We start from the raw sequence: 17,685 nt of genomic DNA, 5'->3' as shown, positions 1-17,685 counted from the left end.
TGTATAAATAATAAATTTTTATTTTAGGAGGAAAAAATGAAAGCTGTTATTCTTGCTGGTGGGTACGGTACAAGAATTGGGGAAGAAACACATTTAAAACCGAAACCTATGATTGAAATTGGAACAAAACCCATTCTATGGCACATTATGAGTTTGTATAGTCATTACGGGATTACTGAGTTTATTATTTGCTTAGGCTATAAAGGATATGCAATTAAAGAGTTCTTTCTAAATTACAACTTACACATGTCTGATTTCACAATACAGTTAAACGATAATACAATTACTAGCCATTCTCATCGTGTAGAACCATGGAAAGTTACACTAATCGATACTGGTGTAAATACCGAAACGGGTGGCCGAGTGAAAAAGATTCAAAATTATGTCGGAGACGAACCTTTCTGCCTCACTTATGGTGATGGATTAAGTAATGTAAATATAAAAGAACTTATTACATTCCATAAAAAACATGGAAAAATGGCTACTGTTACTGCCGTACAACCTCCTGGTAGATTTGGTTCTCTCATATTAGATAAACAGTCTGTAACATCTTTTCAAGAAAAACCATTAGGTGATGGCGGATGGGTTAACGGTGGATTTTTCGTTTTAAATCCTGAAGTTTTCAATTACATTAGTGGAGATAAGTCTGTTTTTGAAACAGACACTTTAGTTCAGTTAGTAAACAAAAATGAATTGGCCGCATATCAACATTCTGGTTTTTGGCATCCGATGGATACATTGCGCGATAAAAATAAATTAGTCGAGCTATGGGAAAGTAATAACGCTCCGTGGAAGGTTTGGTAATATGGCTTCATCATCTTTTTGGAATAAGAAAAAAGTATTTATTACGGGACATACTGGATTTAAAGGCTCCTGGCTCACCCTTTTCTTAAGTTCTTTAGGTGCAGAAGTAGTAGGCTTTTCTTCTCATCCCCCATCCATTCCTAACATTTTTGAACAAGGTAACGTAGCAAAAGAGTGCACGACAATGAAAGGCGATATTACAGATTACCATTCTTTATTTCATGCCATGAAGCAGCATAAACCTGACATAATATTTCATTTAGCAGCTCAGCCAATCGTAACCGCTTCATACAAAAATCCTATCGATACATTCAAAACGAATGTTTTAGGTACTGTCCACGTGCTAGAAGCAGCAAAGTCCGTCGAAAGCGTACGTGCCATTATTAATGTGACAAGCAATAAATGTTATGAGAATGACGGTAGTGGCGACCGAGCGTTCGTGGAAAATGACCGACTAGGAGGTTTCGACCCTTATAGCGCTAGTAAAGCTTGCGCTGAAATAGTAGCAACATCCTATCAAAAATCATTCTTCCGTACTAATACACAGAAACTCGCCTCAGTCAGAGCTGGTAACGTCATCGGCGGTGGTGATTGGGCAGAAGATCGATTATTCCCTGATATCATTCGGGCATATTTGCACAATCATACTTTGTGTATTCGAAACAAATATGCCGTCCGTCCGTGGCAACATGTTTTAGATCCTCTACATGGCTATATCCTTTTAGCTGAGAAACTTTGGAATGATGCTAAATATGCAGAAGCGTGGAATTTCGGCCCGATGAATGAACATAACAGAACCGTTCATGATGTCATTGAATCTGTAATAAAATTATGGAATAACCCACTAACAATCATTTCCTCCTCTACAAATACTCCTTATGAATCACCTGTTTTAACACTCGATAGTACAAAAGCAGTAAACAAACTTGGCTGGACTCCTAAGTTATCAACAGATGATGCTATCGCTTGGACTGTTGATTGGTACAAAAAATATGCATCTGGTGAAAATATAGAATCTTTCACACGACAACAAATCGATGCATTCAAAAATTTATAAGGGGGCTATAAAATGGAACAGAAAAAATGCCGTTTTTGCCACTCATTACTAAGCAACACTTTTTTAGATTTGGGCGTTTCCCCTCTTGCTAATTCATTTGTAGCTCCTGAAAGCTCATATAAAATGGAACCTTTTTATCCGCTGCACACATTTGTTTGTAACTCTTGTTTACTCGTACAGCTAGATGAATTTGAATCTCCTCAAAATATTTTTCATAACTATTTATACTTCAGCTCTTACTCCTCAAGTTGGCTACTACACGCTAAACAATATGTAGAAATGGCGATTAAGCGTTTCAACTTAACGAAACATTCAAAAGTGATTGAAATCGCAAGTAACGATGGGTACTTATTACAATACTTTAAAAAAGAAAATATCGAGACATTGGGAATTGAACCCGCGAAAAACGTAGCAGAAATTGCTATCAAAAAAGGAATTCCTACTCATGTGAATTTTTTCAGTAATGACTTAGCAAAAAAATTGCCACAAGCTGATTTAATCGTCGCAAATAACGTATTAGCACACGTTCCAAACTTGCATGATTTTGTTGCCGGTTTAAAAACGTTATTAAAACAAGATGGCACGATAACAATTGAATTCCCACACTTATTAAACCTCATATCCTTTAAACAGTTCGATACTATCTACCATGAGCACTTTTCCTACTTCTCACTTATAAGCCTTCAAAAAGTTTTAAGTTATCATCATTTACAAATTGTTGATGTAGAAGAACTTTCAACGCATGGTGGTTCATTACGTATTTTTGTAAACCATCTAAGTGCCCAATCAACTATCCATTCCAATGTTACAAAATTAATTCAAAAAGAAGTCGACCACGGGTTAGATACTTTAGAGTGCTATCTCCTTTTTTCTAAACGCATCGAACAATTGAAAATAAATATTTTAAAGTTTTTTATTGAAGCGAAAGCTTTAAACAAACAAATTATCGGTTACGGTGCTCCAGCTAAGGGAAACACCCTTTTGAATTATTGCGGGATAGGTAAAGAATTTCTAGCTTATACAGTAGATAAAAATCCTCACAAACAAAATCTCCTTTTACCAGGAACTCGTATTCCAATAAAATCTCCAGCAGAAATTAAACGTACAAAACCGGATTACATTTTCATACTTCCTTGGAATTTGAAAGACGAAATTATGAAAGAATGCTCTTTCATTCGTGAATGGGGCGGTAAATTTTTAGTGACGGTTCCAGAAGTTGAGGTAATCGAGCCATGAAGAAAGTTGTTGTAACAGGTGGTAGTGGCTGGATAGGTAAATATGTTGTACATTCACTTATACAAAAGGGATATGAAGTGCACGCCACGTATAATAAAAATAAACCCTCTCACCTCCCTTGCCATTGGCATAAAGTAAACTTGCTTCGCGATGACGAAGTAAAACAATTCATTTACGACGTTCAGCCAAGCCATCTCATTCACCTTGCTTGGGAAGCAGTGCCACCAGCATGCTATGTATCTATTAATAATTACTATTGGCTAAAGTCTAGTATTTCATTGATTCAACACTTCACAACATGCGGCGGAAAGCGTGTTGTCGTTGCAGGTACTGGCGCAGAATACGAATGGTTTAACGGCGTATTATTTGAAGATTCACCGCTCCTTTCCTATAAAACCCCATATTCTTTATGTAAAAATGCACTGCACTCCTGGCTAGAAACGTATGCACAACAAACAGGCCTCAGCATGTGTTGGGGCCGCATTTTTCATATATATGGCCCTCACGAACAAGGTAATCGGCTCGTTTCTAACATTATCACTTCCTTATTAAAAAACGAGGAAGCACTATGTACACATGGAAAACAATCGAGAGATTTCCTCCATGTGAGTGACGTCGCTGACGCTCTCGTAACAATATTAGAACACGGCGTTACAGGCACCATCAATATCGCTTCTGGTCAATCTGTACAAATTAAAGAGTTAGCTTCTATCATTGCTAAAAAGATAAGAAAAGAACATTTAATTAAACTAGGTGCAATCCCTTTCTCTAAAGATGAACCTTTATTTGTCGGGGTTAATGTAGAACGTTTAAAAACTGAAGTAAACTGGAAACCAACATACGATCTAAATACAGGAATTGAAGAAACAATTTTATGGTGGAAATCATTTATACAAAAACATAACGATATGCATCATTAAAACGTAAATCCTTCGTTCCTCTCGCTAATTCCTTATACCATTCTTCTAATCTTTCCGGCGTAACAATATGATGCGTACCCATTCCCCCATGCTTACTAGCTTCAGAAAGAGTCGGACCAATTTGTAATTTTCTCTTTCTCATCGCATCGTTCCACGGACTAAACCCAAACCATAATATACAGGCAAGAGGTGGATAAATCATCGATTCATGCGCAGATAAATGTCTTCCAACCGTATAACTTCCATGCTCATGATTATGAATAAATCTACCTCTTCTCCATAGTCTCCACTCCTCTGGTAAATAACCATGAAACCGCTGTTTCATTAAAGGTATTCCAAAGTTAAGGTCCGAATAGTTGTAGTTAGGATCATCAACCATAATAAGCCCGTCCAGCCAATACATCCTCCCCCCCAATTCATTTAGCGATTTCCAAAACTGATTTTTATCTTGCACGCAAAGAAACTCAGTCGTATTTAAAATCATTTTCCATCCTTGTACTTCTTGTTCTATCCTCATCACTTCATGATCTGTCGCATATGCATCAAACTCTGGATTTACAGAATCTCGCACCTCCCAATGCGGTGCGAATTTTTTACAAATCTCAACGGAACGATCTGTTGAACCTTTATTAATTAAAATACCATGATCAAAAAGTTTCGTATGATGCATAAGCCACCATGGCAATAAATACTCTTCATTGTAAAAATGTGAAATAACGGTTGTAGTTATAATAATCTCCTCCTCTTTCTCTATTAATCTACTTTTTATCCTACAACCAATATACTCATAAGCAAAAATATGTTTCCTAATTATTGATCAAATATTATTATTAATATTTTTGTAAGTTTTCCTTTGGTACCCAGCCCTTCTCACCATCTCTTCCTTCGCACCAAACCCATCCATTCAATTCTTCTAATCCGATCAATCTTTCTCCAATACTCACATTTAATTCTTTCGCAGTATATTGTTTTATAATAATTCCTGTTCCATTCATATCTTTTCTTATAATTTGCTCCGGAACCCATCCTTTCCGGTTATACTTCTCTTCGTGACAAAACATCCAGTTTTCCCAGTTTTCCGGACCAGCGTAACTCTCTATCATTTTCACTACATCCCCCTCTTCTAAGCGAATTGGATTAGGATAATTGCTAACATGTGATTTTATAACGATATATTTCATAACAACCTCCAATAATCAGAAAATTAAGTTATAATATCATTATAACTTAAAGAGGAGGAATGCACGCATGTACTACAACACTTCATTCGAAAACGATCAACCTGTAGGCCGTCTATAAACTAAGACGGGCAATCATATAACACATACACTACGCCTCGTCTTAGGGAACTCATAATACCCTAAAAATAGACGGAGGTACTTTACATGAAACACACAATTTTAGGAGCTATATATTTATCACTAGCAGCAAGTATATGGGGCGGTATGTATGTTGTTAGCAAATACGTACTCGATTTTATCCCACCACTAACACTCGTTTGGCTACGCTTTATTATCGCTTTTGTTGTTTTGTATGGAATTTTAAAACTAGCTGAAAAAAAGCAAAAGAAAAAAGTAACCATTCGCAAAAAAGATTGGCTCCTCTTCGCTTGGATTGGATTTATCGGCTATTTCATTTCGATCACATGCCAATTTATCGGAACAAAATTATCCGACGCTCATACAGGCTCGTTAGTTACATCAGCTACACCTGCATTTATGGTTATATTTGCAGCGCTCATTTTGAAAGAAAAACTAACTGCTCGTAGACTTTTATCTACTATAATAGCGACAATCGGCGTCATTATCGTAATCGGGTGGGATATTGAAATCGGCTCCTATTTTATCGGAACAATCATTTTAGTTGGAGCCGCTATTACGTGGGCTTTACTATCTATTTATGTAAAAATCGCTTCAATCCAATTCTCATCCTTAGTTATTACAACGTATGCCATATTCTTTTCACTCTTTTTTATTACACCTTTTATGATATGGGAACTACAAACATCCTCTATCGGAACAGTAAATACGTACGTCATATTAGGCGTATTATACTTAGGAATCGTCTCAACAGCAGGTGCCTTTTTCCTTTGGAATAAAGGATTAGAATTAATGGATGCAAGCATCGGTTCCTTATTTTTCTTTTTCCAACCTATTGTTGGATCATTACTTGGCTGGCTCTTATTAAATGAGACATTAAATAGTAACTTTTTCATTGGCGGTATTCTTATTATATGTAGCGTTTTAATTACTACTTTTGAAAAGAAATAAAAAGCAGGCAGAGATTTTTAGTCTCTGCCTGTTCGCATTATTGGATCTTGGTCATGAAAACCAATACAAATCGGTATATATCATAATACTTCGCTTCTATTTGCTCTACTGCTAACGAAAAGACATCCTCTTGCATCTCTTCTAAATACTGAAATATATCCACACTAAACACTCCTCACTCTTTACGCACTCCAATGCGATGGACGGGACAATAATTTCGGTAATTTCGTATGCTTATCCCCTCTCGCAGCATTAACTTGAACTTGCGTCAGAAAAATACTATTAGTAAAATCAGCCCCGCGAATATCTGCCTCTCGCAAATCTGCTCCGATGAGATCTGCTCCTCTTAAATCTGCACCATTTAAGTTAGCCGCAATTAAGTAAGCTCCTCTTAAATTTGCACCTTGTAAATTTTTCTTTTTCAGATTCGCTCCCATAAGGTCTGCTCCGCGGTGTATGATTCGTTTCTTACGCGCAGTATTCATTTCCTTCCATACTAGTTCGCTCGTTTCTAAAAGGAGAATGTTCACCTCTGCCCTATGCATTGGAACATTTATTTTCATTAACTCATCTGGATTTAAATTCGAAAGTCGCTCTGTCTCCTCAATTGCGTTCTCCAGCTCTTTATGAATTGGCTGTGTTGCCTTTAAAAGAATCGCCTCATTCAAATACCAAAGCATTTCATGAAGTTGATGCATAACTGGAAAAGCATCGTACATTTTTCTTGCATGCTTTGCATCTTTCCGCCAATCAATCCCTTTAAACGTACCCTGAGAAATCTTCTGTCCAGCACCGAAACACTCAAATACTGTACAACCTTTATAACCTTTTCCTCTAAGATTTTTATGTATACTACATTTGAAATCTGATTGTAAGTTGGAACATGGTTTACCACCATCTTTATTCACTGCAAAATCTACCGATGCTGCGAACGATAATGCAACGCAACATAGACCGAAGCATTTTTCGCAGTTTGCTTTTAAATGATCGTTATGATTAGTCAAAATCTATACCCCCTGTTGTCTTTTGACTATTTCATAATATTCCAACTGTAATAAATAATCAATTTTAAAATAAACCAGCATCTTTCGTTTCAATTCATAACTTTATCATTCGATTTCCTTTCAATTGAAAAGAACTATTTCTATTTAATGAATTATAATTAAATTATAAATTTTCTAACTAAAAAGGAGACTTATTATGGCACTAGAAATGAAAACAAACTGTCAAATTTGCGATCAATCGCTCGAACAAGATTCTGAAGCATACATTTGTGTATATGAATGTACATTTTGCGCACCATGTACAGAAGAAAGACATAACGTTTGTCCAAACTGCGACGGCGAATTAGTACGTAGACCGAAAAAGAAATAATAAAAAGCAAAGCGATATCGCTTTGCTTTTGTTTAGGCATCTGAAATTATATATTTAAAAACTTCACACAAACAGGCTCTGGCACAACAACATCAGATTGTAAAAGTGTTAACTTACCTGTAGATTCATCTCTTGAAAATAACACAAGATTATGTGACTTTTCATTTGTAGCAACAAGAAACTTTTCAGTAGGGTCTAATACAAAGTCCCTCGGCCAATTTCCTTCTGTAGATGTATGTTCCACAAATGTAAGCTGACCTGAATTTTGATCTACGCTATAAACAGCGATACTATTATGACCACGATTTCCTGCATATACAAAACGGCCGTCAGAAGAAATATGAATCGCACTTCCTTGATTATTTTCATCAAACTCTTCTGGAACAGTAGAAATATACTGTAATTCTGTAAAGGATCCTTCTTCCGAGTTATATGTTAGCGCAATAACCTCTGAACTAAGCTCCGTCATTACATAAGCGTATTTTCCATTTGGATGAAAAGCAATGTGTCTTGGTCCACTTCCTGGATTCACAGACAGGCTATTCACTTCTATTAATGTACTATCTTTTACTTCATACGTAATTATTTTATCTATCCCTAAATCAACGCCCACTACATATTTTTCATCAGGAGTGTACCCCGCGTAATGTGCATGTGGTTTTTCTTGTCTTTCTTTATTCGGACCTGAACCTTCATGTGCCATAATAGATGAAGCAGGATTTACAGTTCCATTTTCTTCATTTATTTCAAAAGACTCAATCGTTCCTTTATGGTAATTCGCTGTAACTACTGTATGATTCCCACTATCAACACTAATATGACAAGGAGAAGCACCTTCTACTACTTGTCTATTTTTCGCTTTTAGTTCTCCAGTATGACTATCAATGGAATAAGCAGCTACACCGCCAGATTCGCCTTCCTTAACAACAGAATAGAGATATTCATTATTTCGGTTAATCGTTACATATGTAGGGTTATCCAGCTTAGCGGCAAGTGTTACATTACTAATTTTTTTTGCTTCTGTGTCTAAAGTAAACTTATATATTCCTTCACTATTTTCTTTCGTGTATGTTCCAACATATCCGATAAACTCTTTGTTATCCTTCATTTTCATAACCCTCTCTCCCTATATTTTTCATTCATCATACTTCTTAACATATTTTATGTTGAAAGAGTATCCTAAAAAATCGGAGTACCTCTTTATACGTTACCATATTTTCTTGGTAAATAGCTTTTAAACCCACTTTTTTTGATACGCTGCTATACTTTCATATTCTTCTTCCAATTGACGGGACAAACGGATATAGATTGGCGTTAAATCTTTATATTTTTCCACACTTTCCATATTTGGCTCATGATGAAAATCTGCACCTACCATTTCAGAAACTACATGCAACGTATCTATTTCACCTAAACTATATAAACCGAGGATTGCAGCTCCTAAGCAAGAACTTTCGAAACTTTCCGGAACATATACGTCTTGATGGAAAATATCTGCCATCATCTGTCTCCAAAGTTCCGATCTTGCAAAACCGCCTGTCGCTTGAATTTTTTTCGGTTCGCCAATTAGTTCTTTTAAAGCGAGAAGAACTGTATATAAATTATAAATTACCCCCTCTAAAACAGCACGGATAAGATGTTCTTTCTTATGATGCAATCCGAGTCCAAAGAAAGATCCTCGTGCATTTGCATTCCATAAAGGAGCTCTTTCCCCTGCTAAATACGGGTGAAATAATAAACCGTCAGATCCAGGATTCACTTTTGCTGCTATTTCAGTAAGCACCTCATATGGATTTTTTCCTAAGCGCTTTGCAAGTTCAATCTCTGAAGTGCCCAATTGGTCACGAGCCCATCTGAAAATCATACCACCGTTATTAACTGGACCACCGATTACCCAATGGTCTTCAGTTAACGCATAACAAAAAATTCTACCTTTTGGATCTGTTACAGGACGATTTGTTACAGCACGTATCGCACCGCTTGTACCAATTGTAACAGCCACAACGCCAGGATCTATTGCATTTACACCTAAATTAGATAGTACTCCATCACTCGCTCCTACTACAAAAGGCGTAGAAACAAGTACATTCATCTCTTTGGCAAACTCTTCATCTAATCCTGTTAAACTGTGCGTTGTTGGAACAAGCTTTGAAAGCTTTTCATCTGTAATTCCTGCTACATGTAAAGCCTCTTCATCCCACTTTAAAGATTTTAAATTGAACATTCCTGTCGCTGATGCTATAGAATAATCAATTACATATTCTTTATATAACTTGTAAAAAACATATTCTTTAATAGAAATGAATTTATAACTTTTTGCGAATAACTCTGCTTGCTCATTCTGTAGCCAAACTAATTTCGAAAGTGGTGACATCGGATGAATTGGTGTCCCAGTACGAAGGTAAATTTCATGACCATTCATATCATTCTTTATTTTCTCCGCCCAGCTTGCACTTCTATTATCTGCCCAAGTGATACATCTCGTTAACGGCTTTCCCTTTTCATCTACAGCAATGATACTATGCATTGCCGAACTAAAAGAGACACAAAGAATATCATTCGGCTGTACACTACTTATTCGTACAGTTTCTTTAATCGTATTTATTACTGCATGAAAGATTTCTTCTGGGTCTTGTTCTGCTGTTTCAGGTGTAGGAGAATATAAAGGATATTCAATTCCATGACTAGCAATAACAGATCCATCAGTAGAAAATAGAACTGATTTTGTACTAGTTGTCCCAATATCTACACCAATCATATATTTTGAGCTCACCATCTCTTCCTCCTAACAAAAAATTGCTACAGTATCCCACCATAAAAATACATTCCTTTTATCTATTGATAACGTTGTATGCCACAATTATCTAAATAGAAACATCTTTATCTTAAACAAACATATCGAGTAGTAAAACGCCTCCAAAAGCGATAAATGAAAGTAACGTTTCTAATACTGTCCATGTTTTAAATGTTTCTTTCACTGTTAAGCCTAGGTATTCTTTTACCATCCAGAACCCAGCATCGTTTACGTGAGAAAACATTAACGCTCCTGCACCTGTTGCAATAACGAGTAACTCTAAGTTCACACCTGTCGTATTTTCAACGATTGGCGAAACGATACCGGCTGCTGTTGTTAAAGCGACTGTCGCTGACCCTGTCGCAATTCGAATTAACCCAGCTACTATAAATGCTAATACAATTGGAGATAGAGCTAAATGCTCAGACATTTGAGCAATAGCATTCCCTACCCCACTATCGATGAGAATTTGCTTAAATCCCCCACCAGCACCAATAATCGCAACAATTGAACCAATTGGTAATAAGCTATCTTCTGTTATCTTCTTAATAGCTTTTTTATCGATACCTTGACGAAATCCAAGAAAATAGAACGCCGCAAAACATGCAATCAATAGTGCAATTATAGGACTACCGATTAATGTGACAATCTTCATCAAAGTATTAGAAAGAGGCACATAAGGAGCTGCTGCAGCTAAAACCATTAACATAACAGGTAACAATATAACTAAAAATGAAACTCCTATTCCTGGTAATTTCGTTGATTTTGTATTTACACGAATCAATTCCGGCTCATTTTCAGGAATTACACGTTTGTGAATCCATTTCGCAAATATAGGACCTGCAATAATCGCTGCAAAAAATGTAATAATGAGTGAATACATTAGTACCTTCCCAAGATTCGCTTTATAAATACCAATTGCAACTATGGCCCCTGGATGCGGAGGAACAAGGCCGTGTACGACAGATAGCCCAGCAATTGCTGGTAATGCTATCAATAAAATATTTTGTTTCGTTGTTTTATGAATTGAAATTACTAACGGCAGTAATATTAAAATGCCTACTTCAAAAAACACCGGGATTCCAATAATAAAACCTGCAATTAACATCGCCCATGGTAAGTTTTTTATCCCAAAGGATTTAATAAAGAACTCTGCCACTTGCATTCCAGCACCTGACTCTGCCATCATTTTCCCTAAAATTGTACCTAATACTAAAATACCTACTAAATGCCCGAGAACACTGCCGACTCCCGTTTCATAAGCACTCACTATTTTATCCATTGGCATCCCAGACATAATTGCTAAAAACAAACTTGCAATCGTTAAACTAATAAATGCATGCCATCTCCACCACGATACCCCTAAAATAACAATTACGATTGATAATAATGTAATCATTAAAAGGTACATATTCATACGCAGTTCCACCCCTTTATGTAAACCCTTTCAAAATTTCTATACAATTAAGAGAACCTATATAGTTCTTTCATGAGTAAGAATTTATATATCGATATACAAATCATCTTCACAAAATAATAATTTATACAAAAAGAATCTCCCTTATCAGAGATACATGTTAACTCACCTCTCTGATAAGGGGATTTCTCTTCCATAATTATAATGTTATTGTGATAAACGCTTCGCGCGATCAATTTTCCCTTTTTTAAAAGTGAATGACACTTTCTTCTCTTGCTGTTTTCACGTAGTAAGACTACAAACTCAGGTTCCACTTTAAACGATGAAGTTACTTAGGATTTGTCTTCTCATGAAAAACAACTTTCGGAAAGCACCTTCACTTTCATAACATTATAATTTAGGCGCTTTCGCCCAATCAGCAGCAAATTTCTCAATACCTTGGTCTGTTAATGGGTGCATAGCAAGTTGTTCAATTACTTTATAAGGGATTGTTGCAATGTGAGCACCTGCCATCGCTACACGAGTTACATGATCTGGATGTCTAACAGAAGCCGCAATAATTTGTGTATCTAGTTGATGAACATCGAATAATTCAGCAATTTTAGCAACTAATAGTACACCATCTTCAGAAATATCATCTAAACGTCCTAAAAATGGAGAAACGTACGTTGCACCTGCTCGAGCAGCTAAAAGTGCTTGGTTCACCGTGAAAATAAGTGTAACATTCGTTTTCACACCTTTTTCAGTAAGGTAGCGACAAGCTTCTAATCCTGCTAACGTCATCGGAAGTTTAATTGTAACTTTTTCATCGCCACCGTTAATTTTAATCAGTTCTTCTGCTTGGGCGATCATCTCTTCAGCTGTAACAGCATCTGGCGTTACTTCTGCCGAAACAGATTCAACTTTAGGAACTGCCTGACAAATTTCTGCAATACGGTCTTCAAATTTAATGCCCTCTTTTGCTACTAAAGAAGGATTCGTTGTAACACCAGCTAAAACTCCAAGTTTATATGCTTTTTTTATATCCTCAAGATTTGCAGTATCAATAAAAAATTTCATGATTAATTCCCTCCAGTTTTTAAACGTTGATGAGTTACATGTTTAATATGCTTATCCCGTAAAAGCCCGATTTGTGTGGAATGAAGCCCCTACTTATTAAAGTTTCACTTTATTTCTTTTCTACTGCATGTCCGCCAAATTCATTGCGCAGAGCTGCTACAACTTTTCCTGTAAATGTATCATTGTCTAATGAGCGGTAGCGCATTAATAGAGACATTGCGATAACAGGAGTTGCTGTTTGAAGGTCTAATGCTGTTTCTACTGTCCATTTTCCTTCACCAGAAGAATGCATAACACCCTTAATCTCATCCAGTTTTGCATCTTTAGAAAATGCATTTTCTGTTAATTCCATTAACCAAGAACGAATGACTGAACCGTTGTTCCATACTCTTGATACTTTTTCATAATCGTAGTCAAATTCACTTTTTTCTAGAATCTCAAATCCTTCACCAATAGCAGCCATCATACCGTATTCAATTCCGTTATGAACCATTTTTAAGAAGTGACCACTACCAGCTTTTCCAGCATATAAGAATCCATTTTCTACAGCAGTATCGCGGAAGATAGGTTCAACGATGTCCCAAGCTTCTTGATCTCCTCCGATCATGTAACAAGCACCATTACGAGCGCCTTCCATTCCACCAGAAGTTCCTGCATCCATAAAGTGAATGCCATCTTTCTTTAATTGCTCATATCGGCGGATAGACTCTTTATAATGTGAATTACCAGCTTCAATTAAAATATCTCCTTTTGATAAAAGTGGTGTAACCTCATCAATAACAGAATCAACAACAGCGTGTGGTACCATTACCCAAAGAATTCTTGGTGATTGTAATGACTGAACAAGTTCACTTAAACTAGATGTACCTGTTGCCCCGTACTCTTTCATTTCTTCTACTGCGCTCGTATTTAAATCAAACGCTACTACTTCATGTTTATGATCCATTAAATTTTTCCCTAAATTTAATCCCATTTTACCTAACCCAATTAATCCTACTTGCATAATATAATTCCTCCTCAAATCATCTTTTATTAAAAATCCATATCACTACAATCTGGAATACCTTTCAGCACTGAAATGTTAGTATGTACAGAAAGGTATTCACAGTCATAGCTTAAGAATTCAACACATTTTTTGTAATTTGAACAACATTTTCTGTCGTAAATCCAAATAGATTCATGACTTCAGCTCCAGTTCCTGAAGCTCCAAATGTTTCAATTGATAGTACTTTTCCTTCTTGTCCTACATAACGTTCCCAACCGAGAGATACACCCATCTCAAGAGATACTCGTTTCGTTATAGAAGACGGAAGAACGGATTCTTTATATTCGTTCGATTGGCGATCGAATAACTCCCAGCTCGGCATTGCAACGATGCGAACAGAAACTTGATCTTCCTCTAATTTTGCTTTCGCACTAGCAGCTAAGGATACTTCAGAACCTGTCGCAATTAAAATTACATCCGGATTTTCATTTGTTTGTGTTAATACGTAAGCTCCTTTAGAGAAATTCTCTATGTTCGCTTTCGTTTCATTAAACACCGGTAAATTTTGACGACTCAGTACTAAAACGACTGGACCATCCGTTTGCTGTAAAGCATACGCCCAAGCACTTGCTGTTTCATTTGCATCTGACGGGCGGATAACTGTTAAACCAGGAATTGCTCGAAGAGCTGCCAATTGTTCAATTGGTTCATGCGTTGGACCATCTTCTCCTACAGCAATCGAATCATGTGTAAATACGTAAGTAACAGGTAACTTTTGCAGTGCAGCCAGTCGAATGGACGGACGAAGATAATCATTAAATACAAAGAATGTACTTACGAAAGGTTTTACTCCTCCATGAAGCGCCAATCCATTCGCTGCAGCGCCCATTGCATGTTCACGTACACCGAAATATATATTTCGTCCAGCATATGATTCTACTGCATATACTGCTTCACCTTTTATATCTGTCATCGTAGAATGAGAAAGATCCGCACTTCCACCGAAAATAGAAGGAATCGATTTCACATAATGATTAATAGCTTCCCCACTTGCAACACGAGTGGAAATCGTTTTTTCAGTATCAAAAGATAGAATGTCTTTCGCTTCAATTAAAACCTCACCTGTAATCGCTTTTTCTAATTCATCTGCCAGTGTAGGATTCGCTTCTCTGTATAAGTTGAACTGCTCATTCCAGTCATTGTCTTTTTCAATACCTTTTTGTTTTAGTTCATTAAAATGAGCTTTTACTTCTTCAGGTACAAAGAAATCTTCCTCATAATCCCAACCATACACTTGTTTTGTCGCTGTCGCTTCTTCTACTCCAAGCGGATTACCATGTGCTTTGTTCGTTCCAGCAACTTTTGGACTTCCATAACCTATAATGGTTCTAATTTCTATAAGAGTAGGTTGATCCGTATTTTCTTTCGCTGATTGAATAGCTTTTGTAATCGCATCAACATCGTTTCCATCTTCAACTCTTACATATTGCCAATGTACAGATTCTGCCCTTTTCTGAATATCTTCAGAGAAAGCAATGCCTAATTCACCATCAAGTGAAATTTCATTTGAATCATACAGTACAATTAACTTGCCAAGTTTCATATGTCCTGCCATTGACATCGCTTCATAAGCGACACCCTCCATTAAGTCACCATCTCCGACTAAAGCATACGTATTGTGATCTATAATAGAGTGACCATCCTTATTGAACTTCGCTGCTAAATGAGCTTCTGCCATTGCCATTCCTACAGCATTAGCAATCCCTTGTCCTAACGGGCCTGTAGTCGCTTCAACTCCAGGAGTATGCCCAAACTCAGGATGTCCAGGTGTTTTACTATTTAACTTTCTGAAATTTTTCAAGTCATCAATTGAAACGTCATATCCAGCTAAATGAAGTAGGCTATATAACAGACTAGATCCATGTCCCGCCGATAAAACGAAACGATCACGGTTAAACCATTCTGGGTGATTAGGATTGTAATTTAAATGATTCGCCCATAATGCATAAGCCATTGGTGCTGCTCCCATCGGAAGACCTGGATGACCTGAGTTTGCCGCATTAATAGCATCAATCGATAACGTACGAAGTGTATTCACTGCTAATTGATTTATGTTTTGTGTCATAGTAATCGTCCCCCTAAATGCTTTTATTAAAGAAAGTACTTATTTTTCCGTCTCTTGATCTAACCACCATTTAAATCCACTTTCTTGCAACAGTTCATTAGACGCTTCTGGACCATATGAACCAGACTCATATTCATAAAGCGGCAATAAGTTTTCCTCGAACGCTTCAAGAATTGGTTGTACCCATTCCCATGACAATTCAACTTCTCTCCAATGTGCAAAGAATGTAGCGTCTCCACTCACAGCATCATGAATGAGTCTTTCATACGCTTCAGGTACTCCCACATCCGCTTGCTCACAAGTAAAGTTAATACGCATCGGTTCAATTTCTCCATTTTTCAATGGATTTTTACTGTTTAACTGTAATGAAACGTTCTCACCTGGGCTAATTTCAATTATTAATAAGTTAGGTGCTGCATTTGGATTATTATCTTGATATTGCTGTTTTAACGTATTTTTAAACTCGATTACAATACGAGTAGACTTTTCTTTCATTCGTTTGCCTGTTCGTATATAGAAGGGAACGCCAGTCCAAAATGGATTATCGATCCACAGGCGAGCAGCAACAAATGTGTCTATGTTAGAAGAAGGATTTACTCCTGGCTCCTCTTTGTATGCTACAACTTGCCCGCCTTTTATCTCACCTGCAGCGTATTGTCCGCGAATGATATGGCTTTGAACGTCTTCTTTTTTCACTTTACGAAGCGTTTCCATTACCTTTCGCTTTTCCTCTCGAATTTCACATGCATTAACCTTTTCCGGCAGATTCATAGCAGTCATCATTAATATTTGTAACATATGATTTTGAACCATATCTCGAATGGCCCCTGCCTGGTCATAATATCCTGCCCTTTCTTCAACCCCAACTGTTTCACTCGCTGTGATTTGTACATTCGCTATATGTTCTTTATTCCAAATTGATTGGAGAACAGGATTTGCAAATTCTAATGCTTCAAGATTTTGAATCATCGGTTTACCTAAATAATGATCGATACGGTATATCTCGTCTTCTTCAAACGTGCGACTAAGCTTATCGTTAAGCTCACGAGCAGATGTAAGGTCGTGCCCGAATGGTTTCTCAATCATCAGACGTTTCCATCCATCCGTTTTATCAAGTCCGCTTTCCTTAATATTTAAAGCAATGGTCTCGAAAAATTCAGGAGCAACGGAAAGATAAAACATTCTATTTCCTTTTATATGTAATTCTTCTTCCCTTTCACGAACGACTTGTAATAACCTCTCATAGTCTTCTGGCTTACTCACATCTAATGGACAATAGCGAAAATTATCTAAAAAACCTTCCAGTTCTGGAGTACCTTCTTCTCTATGACGGGAAAACGTCTCTATTGATTCTTTTATTCTTTCTTGAAAATCTACATGAGATACTTGACGTCTCCCAAGCCCGATAACGGATATTTGCTTTGGAAGCTTTTGATCTCTATATAAATTATATAGTGCTGGGTAAATTTTGCGTTTCGCTAAGTCCCCTGTCGCTCCAAATAAAACAAAGGTCATTGATTCCAATTTCAGTCCCCCTCTTGTTGTATAATCCTTGTCAATATTTTAAAAATGAATTGTACAGAAGCTCATGTTTTATAAAAACAAAGAGTTATCAAATCCCAATTCTTTTTATACCTTTCGCTT

At 36.8% G+C, this 17,685-nt stretch carries 17 protein-coding genes; 6 read left to right on the top strand and 11 right to left on the bottom strand.

The window, feature by feature from the left end:
- Nucleotides 1-36: 36 nt before the first annotated feature.
- From rfbF to ACQGS6_RS07640, 4 genes are read left to right on the top strand one after another with little or no spacing between them, the layout of a single operon-like run.
- Nucleotides 37-804, top strand: coding sequence for a glucose-1-phosphate cytidylyltransferase (gene rfbF / locus ACQGS6_RS07655; RefSeq protein ID WP_000648807.1), 768 nt, complete (start codon nucleotides 37-39; stop codon nucleotides 802-804).
- 1 nt (nucleotide 805) lies between these two features.
- Nucleotides 806-1,861, top strand: coding sequence for a CDP-glucose 4,6-dehydratase (gene rfbG / locus ACQGS6_RS07650; RefSeq protein WP_426965006.1), 1,056 nt, complete (start codon nucleotides 806-808; stop codon nucleotides 1,859-1,861).
- 12 nt (nucleotides 1,862-1,873) lie between these two features.
- Nucleotides 1,874-3,097 carry a class I SAM-dependent methyltransferase gene (locus ACQGS6_RS07645; RefSeq protein ID WP_000435746.1) on the top strand — a complete coding sequence of 408 codons (1,224 nt, stop codon included), beginning with the start codon at nucleotides 1,874-1,876 and terminating at the stop codon, nucleotides 3,095-3,097.
- The gene (locus ACQGS6_RS07640) at nucleotides 3,094-4,017 is read left to right on the top strand and encodes an NAD-dependent epimerase/dehydratase family protein (protein ID WP_000758369.1); all 924 of its coding nucleotides are present in this window, start codon (nucleotides 3,094-3,096) and stop codon (nucleotides 4,015-4,017) included. Before ACQGS6_RS07645 ends, ACQGS6_RS07640 begins: the two co-directional genes overlap by 4 nt.
- Here ACQGS6_RS07640 and ACQGS6_RS07635 read toward each other — a convergent pair.
- Together ACQGS6_RS07635 and ACQGS6_RS07630 are read right to left on the bottom strand one after the other, a co-directional pair.
- Nucleotides 3,986-4,786 carry a glycosyltransferase family 2 protein gene (locus ACQGS6_RS07635; RefSeq protein ID WP_080473638.1) on the bottom strand — a complete coding sequence of 267 codons (801 nt, stop codon included), beginning with the start codon at nucleotides 4,784-4,786 and terminating at the stop codon, nucleotides 3,986-3,988. The genes ACQGS6_RS07640 and ACQGS6_RS07635 overlap by 32 nt on opposite strands.
- Before the next feature lie 61 nt (nucleotides 4,787-4,847).
- A complete protein-coding gene (locus tag ACQGS6_RS07630; RefSeq protein WP_000875289.1) occupies nucleotides 4,848-5,198 on the bottom strand; it encodes an SH3 domain-containing protein in 351 nt (116 codons plus the stop codon).
- 204 nt (nucleotides 5,199-5,402) lie between these two features.
- Here ACQGS6_RS07630 and ACQGS6_RS07625 point away from each other — a divergent pair, with 204 nt between their 5' ends.
- Entirely contained in the window at nucleotides 5,403-6,287 is an 885-nt protein-coding gene (locus ACQGS6_RS07625; RefSeq protein ID WP_426965005.1) for a DMT family transporter, read from the top strand.
- Between the two features lie 37 nt (nucleotides 6,288-6,324).
- Here ACQGS6_RS07625 and ACQGS6_RS07620 read toward each other — a convergent pair whose 3' ends face one another.
- Both ACQGS6_RS07620 and ACQGS6_RS07615 read right to left on the bottom strand, forming a co-directional pair.
- Complete coding sequence (locus ACQGS6_RS07620; RefSeq protein WP_255256462.1) at nucleotides 6,325-6,450, bottom strand: hypothetical protein; 126 nt, start codon at nucleotides 6,448-6,450, stop codon at nucleotides 6,325-6,327.
- Between the two features lie 19 nt (nucleotides 6,451-6,469).
- Nucleotides 6,470-7,291, bottom strand: coding sequence for a pentapeptide repeat-containing protein (locus ACQGS6_RS07615; protein WP_000181452.1), 822 nt, complete (start codon nucleotides 7,289-7,291; stop codon nucleotides 6,470-6,472).
- 196 nt (nucleotides 7,292-7,487) lie between these two features.
- Between ACQGS6_RS07615 and ACQGS6_RS07610 the strand changes: the two genes are divergently transcribed.
- Complete coding sequence (locus ACQGS6_RS07610; RefSeq protein ID WP_426965003.1) at nucleotides 7,488-7,661, top strand: DUF1272 domain-containing protein; 174 nt, start codon at nucleotides 7,488-7,490, stop codon at nucleotides 7,659-7,661.
- A 46-nt stretch (nucleotides 7,662-7,707) separates the two neighbouring features.
- Here ACQGS6_RS07610 and ACQGS6_RS07605 read toward each other — a convergent pair whose 3' ends face one another.
- The 7 genes from ACQGS6_RS07605 to zwf all read right to left on the bottom strand — a co-directional run bounded on the left by ACQGS6_RS07605 (nucleotide 7,708) and on the right by zwf (nucleotide 17,565).
- Nucleotides 7,708-8,775, bottom strand: a complete 1,068-nt coding sequence (locus ACQGS6_RS07605; RefSeq protein WP_029960770.1) for a lactonase family protein — start codon at nucleotides 8,773-8,775, stop codon at nucleotides 7,708-7,710.
- 120 nt (nucleotides 8,776-8,895) lie between these two features.
- The gene (gene gntK, locus ACQGS6_RS07600; RefSeq protein ID WP_009326687.1) at nucleotides 8,896-10,437 is read right to left on the bottom strand and encodes a gluconokinase; all 1,542 of its coding nucleotides are present in this window, start codon (nucleotides 10,435-10,437) and stop codon (nucleotides 8,896-8,898) included.
- Between the two features lie 109 nt (nucleotides 10,438-10,546).
- Entirely contained in the window at nucleotides 10,547-11,872 is a 1,326-nt protein-coding gene (gntP, locus tag ACQGS6_RS07595) for a gluconate permease GntP (RefSeq protein ID WP_001057623.1), read from the bottom strand.
- 390 nt (nucleotides 11,873-12,262) lie between these two features.
- Nucleotides 12,263-12,931, bottom strand: coding sequence for a fructose-6-phosphate aldolase (gene fsa / locus ACQGS6_RS07590; protein WP_000667676.1), 669 nt, complete (start codon nucleotides 12,929-12,931; stop codon nucleotides 12,263-12,265).
- A 109-nt stretch (nucleotides 12,932-13,040) separates the two neighbouring features.
- Entirely contained in the window at nucleotides 13,041-13,934 is an 894-nt protein-coding gene (gnd, locus tag ACQGS6_RS07585) for a phosphogluconate dehydrogenase (NAD(+)-dependent, decarboxylating) (RefSeq protein WP_001195925.1), read from the bottom strand.
- Between the two features lie 112 nt (nucleotides 13,935-14,046).
- Nucleotides 14,047-16,041 carry a transketolase gene (gene tkt / locus ACQGS6_RS07580; protein WP_000193046.1) on the bottom strand — a complete coding sequence of 665 codons (1,995 nt, stop codon included), beginning with the start codon at nucleotides 16,039-16,041 and terminating at the stop codon, nucleotides 14,047-14,049.
- 39 nt (nucleotides 16,042-16,080) lie between these two features.
- Nucleotides 16,081-17,565, bottom strand: coding sequence for a glucose-6-phosphate dehydrogenase (zwf, locus tag ACQGS6_RS07575; protein WP_000445363.1), 1,485 nt, complete (start codon nucleotides 17,563-17,565; stop codon nucleotides 16,081-16,083).
- Between the last annotated feature and the right edge of the window lie 120 nt (nucleotides 17,566-17,685).

It is taken from the genome of Bacillus sp. GMs2/2 (assembly GCF_050172095.1).
Lineage (GTDB): Bacteria > Bacillota > Bacilli > Bacillales > Bacillaceae_G > Bacillus_A > Bacillus_A cereus.
The sequence above is the reverse complement of the archived record's forward strand: the minus strand, read 5'-3'. Positions and strand labels throughout refer to the sequence as shown.

Coding starts and splice junctions, on each gene's coding strand:
- rfbF (WP_000648807.1), top strand. CDS start 37: ATGAAAGCTGTTATTCTTGCTGGTGGGTACGGTACAAGAATTGGGGAA.
- rfbG (WP_426965006.1), top strand. CDS start 806: ATGGCTTCATCATCTTTTTGGAATAAGAAAAAAGTATTTATTACGGGA.
- ACQGS6_RS07645 (WP_000435746.1), top strand. CDS start 1,874: ATGGAACAGAAAAAATGCCGTTTTTGCCACTCATTACTAAGCAACACT.
- ACQGS6_RS07640 (WP_000758369.1), top strand. CDS start 3,094: ATGAAGAAAGTTGTTGTAACAGGTGGTAGTGGCTGGATAGGTAAATAT.
- ACQGS6_RS07630 (WP_000875289.1), bottom strand. CDS start 5,198: ATGAAATATATCGTTATAAAATCACATGTTAGCAATTATCCTAATCCA.
- ACQGS6_RS07625 (WP_426965005.1), top strand. CDS start 5,403: ATGAAACACACAATTTTAGGAGCTATATATTTATCACTAGCAGCAAGT.
- ACQGS6_RS07610 (WP_426965003.1), top strand. CDS start 7,488: ATGGCACTAGAAATGAAAACAAACTGTCAAATTTGCGATCAATCGCTC.
- ACQGS6_RS07605 (WP_029960770.1), bottom strand. CDS start 8,775: ATGAAAATGAAGGATAACAAAGAGTTTATCGGATATGTTGGAACATAC.
- gntK (WP_009326687.1), bottom strand. CDS start 10,437: ATGGTGAGCTCAAAATATATGATTGGTGTAGATATTGGGACAACTAGT.
- gntP (WP_001057623.1), bottom strand. CDS start 11,872: ATGAATATGTACCTTTTAATGATTACATTATTATCAATCGTAATTGTT.
- fsa (WP_000667676.1), bottom strand. CDS start 12,931: ATGAAATTTTTTATTGATACTGCAAATCTTGAGGATATAAAAAAAGCA.
- gnd (WP_001195925.1), bottom strand. CDS start 13,934: ATGCAAGTAGGATTAATTGGGTTAGGTAAAATGGGATTAAATTTAGGG.
- tkt (WP_000193046.1), bottom strand. CDS start 16,041: ATGACACAAAACATAAATCAATTAGCAGTGAATACACTTCGTACGTTA.